At 68.9% G+C, this 12,834-nt stretch carries 11 protein-coding genes and 1 other RNA gene; 4 read left to right on the forward strand and 8 right to left on the reverse strand.

Features of this window, described 5'->3' with window-relative positions; all coding sequences use genetic code 11:
• Positions 1-257: 257 nt before the first annotated feature.
• The 5 genes from rnpB to AC069I_RS00025 form a co-directional block, all read right to left on the reverse strand.
• Positions 258-656: RNase P RNA component class A (gene rnpB / locus AC069I_RS00005), an RNA gene on the reverse strand.
• A 14-nt stretch (positions 657-670) separates the two neighbouring features.
• Positions 671-1,231, reverse strand: coding sequence for a COG4315 family predicted lipoprotein (locus AC069I_RS00010; RefSeq protein WP_478228464.1), 561 nt, complete (start codon positions 1,229-1,231; stop codon positions 671-673).
• Complete coding sequence (locus AC069I_RS00015) at positions 1,152-2,435, reverse strand: NAD(P)/FAD-dependent oxidoreductase (protein WP_478264537.1); 1,284 nt, start codon at positions 2,433-2,435, stop codon at positions 1,152-1,154. The genes AC069I_RS00010 and AC069I_RS00015 overlap by 80 nt, the downstream gene beginning before the upstream one ends.
• Positions 2,432-3,250: a ferredoxin gene (locus tag AC069I_RS00020; protein WP_478228462.1), complete on the reverse strand. Its 819-nt coding sequence runs from the start codon at positions 3,248-3,250 to the stop codon at positions 2,432-2,434. Before AC069I_RS00020 ends, AC069I_RS00015 begins: the two co-directional genes overlap by 4 nt.
• Positions 3,247-3,897 (reverse strand): DUF4142 domain-containing protein, encoded by a 651-nt coding sequence (locus AC069I_RS00025; RefSeq protein ID WP_478228461.1) that lies wholly within the window; start codon positions 3,895-3,897, stop codon positions 3,247-3,249. The genes AC069I_RS00020 and AC069I_RS00025 overlap by 4 nt, the downstream gene beginning before the upstream one ends.
• A gap of 247 nt (positions 3,898-4,144) precedes the next feature.
• Between AC069I_RS00025 and AC069I_RS00030 the strand changes: the two genes are divergently transcribed.
• Genes AC069I_RS00030 through sfnG form a run of 4 tightly spaced genes read left to right on the forward strand, consistent with a single transcriptional unit; the run spans position 4,145 to position 9,070 of the window.
• On the forward strand, positions 4,145-4,699 hold the full coding sequence (locus AC069I_RS00030; RefSeq protein ID WP_478265143.1) for a sigma-70 family RNA polymerase sigma factor: 555 nt from the start codon (positions 4,145-4,147) through the stop codon (positions 4,697-4,699).
• Between the two features lie 11 nt (positions 4,700-4,710).
• Complete coding sequence (locus tag AC069I_RS00035; protein WP_478264538.1) at positions 4,711-5,079, forward strand: zf-HC2 domain-containing protein; 369 nt, start codon at positions 4,711-4,713, stop codon at positions 5,077-5,079.
• A 31-nt stretch (positions 5,080-5,110) separates the two neighbouring features.
• Positions 5,111-7,945 (forward strand): AAA family ATPase, encoded by a 2,835-nt coding sequence (locus tag AC069I_RS00040; protein ID WP_478228459.1) that lies wholly within the window; start codon positions 5,111-5,113, stop codon positions 7,943-7,945.
• Between the two features lie 33 nt (positions 7,946-7,978).
• Positions 7,979-9,070 (forward strand): dimethylsulfone monooxygenase SfnG, encoded by a 1,092-nt coding sequence (gene sfnG, locus AC069I_RS00045; protein WP_478264539.1) that lies wholly within the window; start codon positions 7,979-7,981, stop codon positions 9,068-9,070.
• Between the two features lie 62 nt (positions 9,071-9,132).
• Here the strand turns inward: sfnG and AC069I_RS00050 are convergent, their stop codons facing one another.
• The 3 genes from AC069I_RS00050 to AC069I_RS00060 all read right to left on the reverse strand — a co-directional run bounded on the left by AC069I_RS00050 (position 9,133) and on the right by AC069I_RS00060 (position 12,825).
• The gene (locus AC069I_RS00050; protein ID WP_478264540.1) at positions 9,133-10,869 is read right to left on the reverse strand and encodes a hypothetical protein; all 1,737 of its coding nucleotides are present in this window, start codon (positions 10,867-10,869) and stop codon (positions 9,133-9,135) included.
• Positions 10,870-10,981: 112 nt separating this feature from the next.
• Complete coding sequence (locus AC069I_RS00055) at positions 10,982-12,091, reverse strand: bifunctional RNase H/acid phosphatase (RefSeq protein ID WP_478264541.1); 1,110 nt, start codon at positions 12,089-12,091, stop codon at positions 10,982-10,984.
• Positions 12,088-12,825 (reverse strand): zinc ribbon domain-containing protein, encoded by a 738-nt coding sequence (locus AC069I_RS00060; protein ID WP_478228456.1) that lies wholly within the window; start codon positions 12,823-12,825, stop codon positions 12,088-12,090. The genes AC069I_RS00055 and AC069I_RS00060 overlap by 4 nt, the downstream gene beginning before the upstream one ends.
• Between the last annotated feature and the right edge of the window lie 9 nt (positions 12,826-12,834).

A 12,834-nucleotide genomic window follows, 5' to 3' on the forward strand; every position in this document is an offset into this window, starting at 1 on the left:
GTGTGGGGAAAAAGTCTTAGGGACCCCCGAATTTGGGGGGGGGCTGGGTCGCCCCCCGACAAAAAACAAGGCCACGGGGTGGGGGGGTTTGGGGGGGGGGGGGGGGGGGTTGGTTCCCCCCCCCCCCCCCCCCCCCACGACCACCCCAGCCCATCTCTCACCGCTACCGAAGTCCGTGAAGGGCCCCTTCCTTACCCTCAAGGTAGGTAAGGAGGCCTTCACGGACCTACCGCACCCCCGCGGCCAGAAAAGAAGTACGGACGAGCCGGCGTGTAAGCCGGATCCTGTCCTCGCCCCGCCTTGCGGCCGGGCGAGTGGCGGCCATCCATCTAGGCCCGCCGTCGCCGACGGGCTCGAGCGGCCTACCCGCGGGCTCGGGCGGGCAGCCCTCGATCGCCTGCGCAGGAGCCTCGCGGCTCCCTCTTGGCCTTGCTCCGGGTGGGGTTTACCTAGCCGTCCTGGTCACCCAGGACGCTGGTGGTCTCTTACACCACCGTTTCACCCTTACCTCCGCCCGCGAAGCGAACGGAGGCGGTCTGTTTTCTGTGGCACTGTCCCGCGGGTCGCCCCGGGTTGCCGTTAACAACCACCCTGCCCTGTGGAGTCCGGACTTTCCTCGAACCGGTTTCCCAGCTCGCGGCCGCCCCGCCGACTCGTCCGTCGGAGAATCCTACTGCACGGGTCCGGGCAGGCAGTTCAGGTTGCGCCGCCCGTCGGGCTGGACGACGAACCACACGTGGTCGGTGCCCTGCCCGGTCCATTCGCCGGGCCGCGCGTTGGCGAATTTGTAGAGCGGCCAACCCGCCACGGTCACCTGTTCGGGGCCTTCGGGACGCTTGATGGTGTCGACGAGAGCCGGGTCGATGCCGGTCACCGACGGCGTGCCGCTGGTCGTGACGGGCGTCCACAAGATGGCGCAGTCCCCGAGGCACGCCGAGCGGGCCTTGTGCGGGTTGTCGCGTTCGTAGCGGAAGAGGACGGCGCCGGTCTCGTCGAGGACGGCCTGGCCCATCCGGGTCATGTAGACGGCGGTGAGCCGCGTCCCGGCCGGAGCCTCCTCCGGGGTACTGGGCCGCGAGGTGCCGGGCGACGGCACCCGCGGGCTGGGGAGCGCTTCGGTGACCGGGGCCCGAGCCGTCTGCGACGCGGGTTCAGCCGCCTGCCACCACATCGCGGCGCCCACGACGAGCGCCGCGATGACGACGAGCATGGTCAACCGCGATCGGCGCATCAGGCGTCTCCGTTTCTCCCGGGTGGCTGACGGGGTTCTGCTCCGCGATCTGGTTGGTCCAGTGGAGGACGGCGGACGGGCTGTCGAGGCCTACGACGCCGACGAGACGCCCCTTGCGGACGAAGCCGGTGACGGGCCGTTCGCCGCCGACAGGGGAAGCGAGCGCGACGGTGTCGGTGCCCAGCTTCGGGATGCCGCCCGCCTGGATCCGCATGCCGTGCTGTTCGGACCAGAACCGCGGCACCGGCGCGAACGGGCGAGAAGCCTGCGGGCCGGCGAGCAGGTTCTCCGCGGCCGCCCGGCCCATTTCGACGGCGTTGAGCCAGTGCTCGACCCGTCGCGGCGTCTCGTCGAAACGCAGGTTCGGCCATTGCGCGACGTCGCCGGCGGCGACGATGTTGCTCATCCCGAGCACGTGGCAGGTCGGCGAGCAGACGACGCCGTCGTCGAGCGGCAGCTTCGCCCCGCGCAGCCACGAGATCGACGGCACGGTCCCGACGGCGACGACCACACACGAGACGTCCAGGATCCAGCCGTCGGACGAGCGCAGCCGCAGGCCGTTCGCCGTGGTCTGCCAGCTGTCGATGGACGCGCCCAGCGCCAGCCGCACCCCTCGCGACCGGTGCAGCGCCGAGAGCTTCTGCCCGATGTGCTTGCCGACGACCTCGCCGAGCAGATGCGCCGACCGGCCGATGATGGTGACCTCCCGGCCGATCTCGCGCAGGCTCGCGGCGACCTCGCAGCCGATGAACCCGCTGCCCAGCACCGCGACGGGCCCGTGGCCGGCGGCGAGGTTGTCGCGCAGTTCCGCGGCGTCGGCCAGTGTCCTGACGACGACCACCCTCGGATGTCCGTGCGGCACACCGGAAAGACGACGCGGTTCGACGCCGCTGGCGATGACCAGCCCGTCGTAGGGCAGTTCCTCCGCCCCGGGCAGATGGATGACCTGACGGCCGGGCTGAAGATGGGTCGCCGGGGTGTTGAAGCGCCATTCGGCGTCGATCTCGTCGGGCCGGGTGAGCAGCGTTTCCGCCGGATGGGTGGCGCCGGTGAGCAGTTGCTTGGACAGCGCCGGCCGGTGGTACGGCAGCTCCGGCTCGTTGCCGACGATCACCAGTTCGCCGTCGAACCGCAGTTCCCTCAACCGTTCCGCGCACCGCAGCCCGGCCGGCCCGCCGCCGACCACGACGATCCGTTCGCTCATCGTCCAGCCCCCTGCGGACCGCTCAGTCGGATCGCGCGCATCGGGCATGCTCTGGCCGCGGCCTGGACCAGCGGCACCTGTTTGGCGCCGGGTTTACGGAGGTAGCGCAGCTGACCGTCGCCCTGTAGTTGGAAGACCTTCGGCGCTTCGGCCTGGCAGATGGCGTAGCGGTGGCATTTCTTGTCGTCGACGGAGATCCGGACCGGTTCGGCCCGGCCGGTTCCGCCTTCGAGCAGCCCCAGCCGGACCAGCGCCCGCGGCGGGAGCACGCGGAGCACGGTGAGCACGACGGCGGGGGTGAGCACGGTGATCCCGCCGAGCCAGACCGTCGCGAGATTCCCGTTCGCGGCCGCGCCGAGCCAGGAGTGGATCGCCAGCAGGCCGACCGCGAAGTAGCCGGCCTGATGGAACCGCTGCCCGCGGCGATCGGTCACGCCACGGCGTATCGCGGCGGTGACCGAGACGGCGACGAACAGTTCCAGCCCGACGACACCTGCCGCGTGCCGCGCGAACCCGCCGCCCGCGAACGGGATCAGCAACGCGAGCACGCCGAAAGAGTCGTCGTCGAGGAACAGATAGGACAGTCCGTGGACCGCACCGGTGGCGAGACTGAACGTCGCGAACACGACGTGACCCCCGCGCAACGCCTCGTGACCGGTGACGCGCCTGATCCAGCCGGTGGCGCTCAGCACGCCCCACACCAGCGTCAGGCACATCGTCACGTAGGCGAGCCGGGCGGAAAGGGCGGCGATGTCCCGCACCCCGCTGTCGTGCGGCGACGACGCCGGGATCACCGCCAGGAGCGAGGCCGTCATGCTCGCCTGCCCGGCGCGCCGAGAACCCGGACGAGACCGAAGGTCGCTCCACCGGCGATCCCCACCATGAGCATGCCGAGCGCGATGTCGCCGCCGTCGAGTTCGTTGCCGCCCGCCGGAACGACCATCAGCGAGGTGGTCTCGGCGATACCGGTGCTTTCGAGCAGGGTCATATGCCGCATGACGGTGTCGACGGCGGTCTGGGCGAACGACCGCATCGCGTCGTCGCGGGTGGCGGCCCGGACATGCGAGGCGAGACCGAAGATGCTCCCGTGCGCGGCGCGGGCGCGGTTGACGTAGAGCCGGTCGAAGTCGGCGCCGGCGGCACCGGTGATCTCGTCGGCCCAGGAGCGCTGTTCTTCGGTGGGCTCGCCGGGCAGTTCGACACGGACCTTCGAAGCGAGTGCGCGGACCTGCGCGTCGAGGCGGTCGTGGTCGTCGGCGAGTTTGCGGCCGACCTCGCGGACCCGCTGCGCGCTCCCGCGCTGTTCCACCTGACGGCTCACCGGGCCTTCCCACAAACCGGCTTGGCGCACCCGGACGAGGAGTTCCCGATCGTGGGAGTCGATTTCCGCGAAGGCGTTGGCCGGCGTTCCCACCCATATCACCATGCAGCCGATCACCACTCCAAGAAGCCGATAGATCATTTCACCCGTCCCCGTCCTCGAAGTGCCTCACTGGGAGTACGGCGAACCGGAGCGGCCGGTTCGATCTCCACTGTCGCAGTCAGTGTGACGTGCATCACATGACACATTTAGAACCGTTTCCCATCGACATACGTACCCGGATGACTAATGGTAAATAGAGCACTACTGCACATGGTCCACGGCGATAGTCTGCGCTACGGTGTACCAACCTGAGAAATCCTCCACCGCCGGGGAGGTTGCGAACTTCATGGAAGCAGTGGGCAGAGAATGCGGGCTCGGCGGCGAGCCTCGGTCGAGCGAGCTTTCCGACGAGCTGATTTCGTTACTGTACAAGGATTTCCGGGAAACCCTGTTCAGCCAGGTGATGTACCTGACCGGCCATGATCAACAATGGACGGAGGACGTCGTCCAGGAAACACTGATTCGCGCCTGGCAGCATTCCGACACATTGAACCGTGAGCCGGGAATGCTGCGCGGCTGGCTGCTCACGGTCGCCAAACGGATCGTGATCGACGGCTGGCGAAACCGGCGCGCGCGCCCGCAGGAGGTGGAGCTGGACAGTTCCGAAAACGCCGAAATAGCGGATCAGACCGAGCAGTCACTGTCCGCACTCGTCATTTCCGAAGCGCTACGCTATCTGGACGGCAAATATCAGGCTGTCATCTACGAGACGTATCTGACCGGGCATACGGTCCGGGAGGCGGCGGTGATATTGGGAATCCCGGAGGGAACTGTCAAATCACGGCTGTACGCGGCTATGAGGACGTTGCGACGGTCGTTAGGAGAGCTGGGTTCGCGATGAGGAAGCGAAAGGTGAAACACACCGATGTGGCGGCGTACGTACTCGGTGTGCTCGACCAGGCCGAGGCTCACGCCTTCGAAACACATTTGAAGGGCTGCGTGCGCTGTGGCCGCCAGGTCGCGGAATTCGCTTCGGTGGAAGACGCGCTGGCGAAGGCCGACCTGCGCTACCTGTCCCCCGTCGCTTCACCGCGGTGCGGGCGGCTGTCGCTGATCGCGACCAACCTCGTCGTGGTCTTCCTGGCGTGCGTCGGCGCGGCCTTGATGTCGTCACAACGGTCGTCCCGCCGGCTTCGGCGGATCTCGTCGGATGCGGGCATCTCGACCCCTGCTCCCCTCGATGACCAGCGAATACTCCCGATACCGCTCACGTTCGAGTAGTCTGCCGCAACCCGACACGAAGGTCTCTACGGTGCATACCGAAGTAAATCCCGAGAGCCCCTTCGGCGGGCCTTCGGTACCGAAGCGCCGCGCCGCCGGGCTACTGGGCCGCGACAGCGAACTCGACACGATCACCGGGCTGTTCCGGGCCGCCCTGAACGGCCGGGCCGTCAGCGCGGTGGTGGTCGGCGAGTTCGGCATGGGCAAGTCGTCGGTGCTCACCGCGGCCACTGAGCTCGCGGAAGCGGCCGGGTTCACCGTCGCGATCGCCACCGCGTCCCGGCTGGAGACGCATCTGAGCGGCGGTGTCGGCCGCCAGCTGATCGAGGGGCTCACCCACGCGCCCGCCGTCCCCGGCTCACCGCGGCCGCGCACGCCGCATGTGACTGAAATCTTGCCGGACCATCCTCCCCGGACCGAACAGGAACAGACCGAGGCACTCGACGCGTTCTTCCACGCCGTCCGGCACGCCGCCGAACAGGGGCCGGTCTTCCTCGGCATCGACAACATCCACCTCGCCGACCCGTGGTCGATGCGCTGTCTCGCCTACATCCGCCATCGTGTCGAGCACCTGCCGGTGCTGGTCGTGCTGACCTCGTTGATCGGCCATCTGCAGACCGGCGAGGTCGCGCTGCTGGAGATGTCCGGCTGCACTCCGGCGACGATCCTGTTGCGCGGGCTCGGCACCCGGCACGTCGCCGAGTTCCTTCGTGTCCCTCCCGGGCAGTTCGCCGAGGAATGCCGCGAGGTCACCGGCGGCAACCCGTTCCTGCTCGGCGCGCTGGGGCGCCGTCTGGTCCCGGGGATGGACCTGGACACCGCGGGGTCGGCGATGATCGGCGAGGTGCTGCGGGTCCGCATGCACGAGTACACCGCCGCGCCGAAGATGCTCGAAGCCGTCGCGATCCTGGGCGAGGACGCGAGCTTCGACCTGCTGGCCCAGCTGGCCGGAGTCGACGAAAGCACCGCGCTGGAAGCCATCGACACCATGGTCCGCGTACACCTGCTGACCAACAGCCATCGGCCGTCGCTGACCTACCGGTTCGTCCGCAACTCGGTGCTCGCCGACATGCCGCTCACCACCAGGGCGGTCACGCAGGCCAGGGCGGCACGGCTCCTGCACGACGCGGGCGCCGCGCCGGAGCGGGTCGGCGCGCATCTCCTGGAGGCGACCGCGATCAGGATCCCGTGGGCGGTCGACGTCCTGCGGCTGGCCGCGCGGCATTCCGTGGTCGAGGGCGACCCGGAGCTCTCCGTCCGGTTCCTGTCGCGGGCGCTGGAAGAACGGCTCAGCGAACGCAAGCGGATGGCGATCCTGCTTCAACTCGCGCACGCGGAGTTCCACTGCGACCCGGACTCGGCGCCGGCCAGGGTGCGTGAGGCCATCGACCACATCGACGACCGCGAAACCGCGGCCTTCGTCGCGACGGCCATGATCCTTTCGCTGTGCTGCGGCCCGGACGCGCGGCTGGCGATCAACTCGGCGGGCCAGTTCGCCGCACGGCTCGACGCGGGCGGGCCCGACGCCGTCTGGCCGCTGCTGTGCATGACCTATCTCGCCGAGGCGGGCAGCAGGCTCGGGCCGCCACCGGACTTCCGCGACTTCGAGCGGCAGTGGGCACCGCTGAACGATCCCGCCGCACAGCAGAGCCGGTCGGGGTTGCTCGCGCTCGACACGGTGCGAAGCGGGAAGTCCTCGGCGAACGCCGTCCGGCATTTCGGGGAGGCGTTGTCCGGCGAGCAGCCCGAACTGTTCGAACAGCCCTACTTCTTCACGCTCGCGACGGCCGCGCTCGCCGACGAGCCCGCGCTCACCGACAAGCTCTGCCAGGTACTCGACACGAAACGCCTGCCTTGGGACTTCCATGTGCCGAAGGGGGCCCTGGCCACCCTCGCCCGCGGGATCGCCCTGCAAGCCGGCGGCGATCTGGTGCGGGCGAGCGTCCACTACGAATCGCTGGTGCGGCAGTTCGACGAACGCGGCGTCACCAGCCGGTGCCCGATCGCGGTGCTGTGCGCGGCGAGGCTGATCGAGGTCTCGGTCGACCTCGGCCGCCACGACGTCGCTAACGCGCTGCTGGGCAAAATCGATTTCGCGGCCACACAAGCACTTTTCACGCACAATTACCTGCTCTACGCCCGCGGCAGGCTCCGCGCGGCCACCGGTGAACCCGAGCTCGGCTACGAAGACCTGCGCGGCTGCGGCCGCCGTCTCGAACACCACGGCATGCGCTTCCCCGGTTTCGCCCCGTGGCGCGCGCACGCCGCCCGCACCGCGCTGGCGCTCGGGCGCACCGACGCGGCGGCCCGGCTCGCCGAGGAAGACCTCGACGCCGCAGGACGCTGGGGGGCGCCGAGGATCCTCGGCAGCGCGCTGACCACCGCCGGTCTCGTCCGCGACGATGGCCTCGGGGAGGAAGCCGAACGCCTGCTCACCAAGGCCGTCGACGTTCTCGGCGGATCGACCGCGAAACTGGCGCTGGCCGAGGCGCTGACCGAACTCGGCGTGCTCCAGGCCCGGCACGGGCAGGCCGAGAAGGCGATCGGCACGCTGCGGAGGGCCACGCAGTCGAGCAAGCACTGCGGGGCGCGGCCGCTCGCGAGACGGGCCGCCGAGGCGCTGCGGGACGCGCGCACGAGCCTCACGACGGCGAAGGACAACGAACACGGCCTCACCAAACAGGAGTACCGCGTCGCGCTGATGGCGTCACAAGGTCTCACCAACCGGGAGATCGCCGAAGCACTGCATCTGACCCGCCGCACCGTCGAACTCCATTTGTCCGGCGCCTACCGGAAACTGGGGATCACCGGCCGCACCGAATTGAGTTCCGCGCTCGGCCGGTCCCAGCGCGTGGACGCCGATTGACGGTTTCCGGGGGTGGCGGGTTCACTCCGCGGCATGCCGGGAATCGAATCCGAACCACTCAAATTCGCCTATTGGGTCCCCAATGTGAGCGGTGGTCTGGTCACCAGCGACATCGAACAGCGCACCGACTGGGGATACGAGTACAACCGGGAACTCGCCATCCTCGCGGAGAACAGCGGGTTCGAGTACGCGCTGAGCCAGGTCCGCTACACGGCCAGCTACGGTGCAGCCTACCAGCACGAATCGACCGGGTTCAGCCTCGCGCTGCTGCTCGCGACGCAGCGGCTGAAGGTGATCGCGGCGATCCATCCCGGACTGTGGCATCCCGGGGTACTCGCGAAGTTCATCGCCAGCGCGGACGTGATCTCCGGCGGCCGTGCGGCGGTCAACGTGGTCAGCGGATGGTTCAAGGACGAATTCACGAATCTCGGCGAACCGTGGCTGGAACACGACGAACGGTATCGTCGTTCGGAAGAGTTCATTCGGGCGGTGAAGGAACTCTGGACCAGCGACCACGCCGAATTCACCGGCGATTTCTACCGGATCCACGATTTCGACATCAAACCCAAACCGGCCGGGCGGCCGCATCCGGAAATCTTCCAGGGCGGCAACTCCACCGCGGCGCGGAAGCTCGCGGGCCGGGTCTCGGACTGGTACTTCAGCAACGGCAAGGACTTCGACGGGTTCAGCGAGCAGGTCGCGGAGGTCCGCGGCTACGCGGCCGAGAACGACCACGCCGTCCGCTTCGGGCTCAACGGTTTCGTGATCGCGAGAGAGACCGAGAGCGAAGCGAAGGCCGTGCTGCGCGAGATCGTCGAGAAGGCGAACACCGAGGCCGTCGAGGGCTTCCGCACCGCCGTCAAGCAGGCGGGAAGCTCCACTTCGGACAAGAAGGGGATGTGGGCCGACTCGGAGTTCAAGGATCTGGTGCAGTACAACGACGGTTTCCGCACCGGGCTGATCGGCACGCCGGAGCAGATCGCGGACCGGGCCATCGAGTACAAGAAGCGCGGGGCGAACCTGCTGCTGCTCGGTTTCCTGCACTACCTGGAGGACGTCGAGTACTTCGGGAAGCACGTGCTCCCGGTGATCCGGGAGAAGGAGGCGGACCTCGAACGCGTTTAGTCCTCTGAATGCGGTCGTTGCGCGGGGCAACGACCGCATTCAGAGGACTAAACGCGGGGGTTTCAAGGGAGGTAGACGGTCTGGCCGGGGTGCATGGTCGGGCCGCAGTCCTTGAGCGGGCCGCCGAAACGCGCCTTCTCGACGTCCGGCATGGTCTTCGCGGCGTACTCCTGGACGGCCTTCAGTTTCTCGGGACTGGAGACGGCGTCCTTGCGCACGAAGTCCCCGTTCCGCGGCCCGCCGCCCGGGTACACGAAGATCGGCTCGTAGTCGCGGTCGATCCGCGGGTCGACGGTGATGCCGTTACCCGCGGCCCACGGACCCCACGAGTGGATGAAGGTCGGCTTGACCTTCTCGAACACGTAGTCGCGCAGGCCGGGCATGTCACCGTTCTTGACGAAGTCCGCGACGTCCGCCTCGACCAGCCCGGCCATGTCGACCAGGTGCAGGCGGCTGGTCATCGACGAGCCGCCGAGGTCGGGCAGCAGCAGCGACGCCTGCTGGAGGCCGAGGATGTCGGCCATGGTGTTGAAGCCGCGGCCGAAGCGGTCGGCGATGAGGCACGCGGGCACCGTCGGGACCTCTTGGAACTTCTTCGACGCCGACGCGAAGCCCATCCCGGACGGGATCGCGGCCGCGACCAGCACGAGCACCACGACGGTCCGCAGCACCGCCCGCGAGCGGCGCAGCAGTTCACCGGCGGCCAGCGTTCCCGCCAGCACGGCGAGGATCCAGATCGGGGTCGCGAACCGGTGCTGGCCCATCCAGTCCGGGACCATCACGCCGTACGCGACGATGCCCAGCGCCAGCGGCACCAGCAGCGCGATCAGCGCGCGCCGCCATTCCGCCCGGACCAGCGCGTAACCGATGGTCAGCGCCAGCAGGATCGTCCCGGCGACACCGGCGTAGCCGACCAGCTCGAACGGCTGCTTCAGCGCCGAAAGCCCGGGCAGGCCCTGCCCCTTCGCGATGGACGGGTTCGCCAGCAGCCTGCCGAACTCCGCGATCCGCCAGGCGAGGTACGCCCCGAACGGGATCGCGAACGCGACCACCGACACCACGACCAGCTTGATGCTCTGCCCCAGGAGCGGCTTCCGCAGCTGGAACAGGACGACGAGCGGGTACGCACCGCCGTAGATCAGGCCTTCGGGGCGCGTCAGCGCGGCGAAGGCGACCAGCACCCCGGACCAGACGGCGACCTTCGCGGTGAGCACGGTGTCCTTGCGCACGGCCACGAACAGCAGGACGGCGAGCCAGGCGACGGCCATCCCGAACAGGGAGTTCTCCAGACCGGAGATCGTCCAGATGACGAACGACGGGATCGCGGCCAGCGTCAGACCGACGACCAGCGTCGCCAGCCAAGCGAAGCGCGCGAAGATCTGCTTCGCCGCGACATGGCACGCGGCCAGCGTCCCGGCGGTGAACAGGAGCCCCAGCAGCTTCGGGAACAGGACGTAGTCCGGAACGCCGAACAGCATGCCGCTGTCGAAGACGCCGACGAGCTTGCCGAGCGCCAGCGCCACCAGCCACGTCGAATTCGACCAGCCCTCGACCGACGGCTGCCCTTGCTGCAGCACCGGGCCGAGCCCGTCGGCGAAGCTGCGCGCGTAGGAGAAGGTGATGGCCGCGTCGTCGACGATCCAGTGGCCGTAGAGGGTGGCGTGCCAGGCCAGCGCCGCCACCCCGGCGAGCACCGCCAGGTACGGGGCGACGCGGGCGGCCAGGCCACGACGGGCCGACGTCTCCGCCGGGTCGGGCACGTCTTTTTCGGAAGCTTCGCTGAGTGCGCTCGCCGTCATGTCCCCGTCTTTGCCTTTTCGCTCACGTGCCGTCGCCGAAACTGTAGCCAATACCCCATCGGCCGCCTGCGACACGTCATATCCAGGCGTGATCCGCGCCACACCTTCCCGATCAGGAAAGATGCGAGATGTCGTTCACCAACCGCACCGACGCGTTGCCGTCCGGGTAGAACTCGACGATCGAGAGCGACGCCAGGTCCAGATGCAGGCGGAACAGCAGCGACGGCCCGGCGTCCAGGCCCATCCGCAGCAGCGCCTTGATCGGCGTGACATGGCTGACCAGCACGAGCGTCCGGCCGCCGTACTTCGCGATCAGTTCGTCGCGGGCCTTGCGGACCCGCCGGTGGACGCCGTCGAAGCTTTCGCCGCCCGGCGCCGCGATCGAAGTGTCGGAAAGCCAGCTGGTCTGGAATCCGGGGTCGCGCTCCATCGCCTCGGTAAAGGTGAGGCCTTCCCATTCGCCGAAATCGGTCTCGATCAGCCCCGGATGAGTCTCGGCCCGGCCGCCGAGCGCGTCCGCGATCGCCTGCGCGGTCTGCTGGGTGCGGATCAGCGGCGAGGCGATGATCGGCGCTGCCTCGCCGTCGACGACCAGGCCTTCCATCGCGCCGAGGCGTTTCGCGGCGGCGGCCGCCTGCTGCTTGCCGTGCTCGGTGAGCGGCACGTCGCCGCGGCCGGAGTACCGCTTCTCGACCGACATCGCCGTCTGGCCGTGCCGCACGAGGAGCAGCTTGGTCGGCGTCCCGGTCGCGCCGGTCCAGCCGACCGGACTGACCCTGTCCTGCTTCACGGTCTTGTTCGGCGCTTCCGGCTGCTTCCCGGCGTCCATCGCTTCGTTCGCGAGCCCGTCCGCGTAAGAGTTCTCCGCACGCGGGATCCACTCGTACCGCACGCGTGAGAACCGCGCCGCCAGCTCTTTGGCCTCGGCGTTCAGCGGCTGCATCGACGGGTGCTTGACCTTCCAGCGCCCGGACATCTGCTCCACCACGAGCTTCGAGTCCATCCGGACGTCCACTGTGGACGCTCCGAGCTCGGCGGCCGCGGCGAGCCCGGCGATCAGGCCGCCGTACTCGGCGACGTTGTTCGTCGCGATGCCGACGTAGGCCTTGCGCTCGGCGAGCACCTCGCCGGTGGCCGCGTCCTTGACGACCGCGCCGTATCCGGCGGGACCGGGGTTGCCCCGCGAACCGCCATCGGCCTCGACGAGCACGTGGTCGGTCACAGGCCGGACTCCAGCGTGCGCACCAGGATGGCGCCGCAGTTCTCGCACTGGATGACGTTGTCCTCGGGGGCCGCCTTGATCTCGGCGATCTCGCGGCGGTCGATGTCGAGCTGGCAGGCGCCGCAGCGGCGGGCCCGCAGGAGTGCCGCGCCGATGCCCTTGTGCGCACGGACCCGCTCGTAGAGCTTCAGCAGGTCTTCCGGGAAACGCGGCAGGAGCTTGGCGCGGTCTTCGTCGCGGCGTGCCTTCGTGGTGTCGAGGTCGGTGAACTGCTCGTCGCGGCGACGTGCGGCTTCGGCGACCTCGCCCTCGGCCTTCGCGACCTCGGCGCTGGTGCGCTGGGCGTCGAGTTCGAGCGCCTCGCGGCGCTCCATCAGTTCGAGCAGGTCGTCCTCGAGGGCGGACTGACGCCGGTTGAGGCTGTTCAGCTCGTGCTCGATGTCGGTCATCTGCTTCGCCGCGACGGAACCGGATTCGAGGAGCTTGCGGTCGCGGTCACCGCGGGCGCGCACCGACTCGATCTCCTTCTCCTGGCGCGCGATCTCGCGGTCGAGGTCGGACGCAGCGGTCTGGACCGAGACCAGCGCGTCACGTCGTTCGCGCACCGTCTTCTCGCCCGCGTCGATCTCGGCGATCTCCGGCAGGGTGCGGCGGCGGTGGGCGGTACGCGAGAGTTCCGCGTCCACCTTCGCGAGTTCGAGCAGCTGGCGCTGGACGGCGGGGTCGGCCTTCACGGTGCTCCT

This window comes from Amycolatopsis sp. NPDC043885 (assembly GCF_056435685.1).

Excerpts from the sequence above, each read along its gene's own strand:
- AC069I_RS00010 (WP_478228464.1), bottom strand. The coding sequence starts at position 1,231 with ATGCGCCGATCGCGGTTGACCATGCTCGTCGTCATCGCGGCGCTCGTC.
- AC069I_RS00015 (WP_478264537.1), bottom strand. The coding sequence starts at position 2,435 with ATGAGCGAACGGATCGTCGTGGTCGGCGGCGGGCCGGCCGGGCTGCGG.
- AC069I_RS00020 (WP_478228462.1), bottom strand. The coding sequence starts at position 3,250 with ATGACGGCCTCGCTCCTGGCGGTGATCCCGGCGTCGTCGCCGCACGAC.
- AC069I_RS00025 (WP_478228461.1), bottom strand. The coding sequence starts at position 3,897 with ATGATCTATCGGCTTCTTGGAGTGGTGATCGGCTGCATGGTGATATGG.
- AC069I_RS00030 (WP_478265143.1), top strand. The coding sequence starts at position 4,145 with ATGGAAGCAGTGGGCAGAGAATGCGGGCTCGGCGGCGAGCCTCGGTCG.
- sfnG (WP_478264539.1), top strand. The coding sequence starts at position 7,979 with ATGCCGGGAATCGAATCCGAACCACTCAAATTCGCCTATTGGGTCCCC.
- AC069I_RS00050 (WP_478264540.1), bottom strand. The coding sequence starts at position 10,869 with ATGACGGCGAGCGCACTCAGCGAAGCTTCCGAAAAAGACGTGCCCGAC.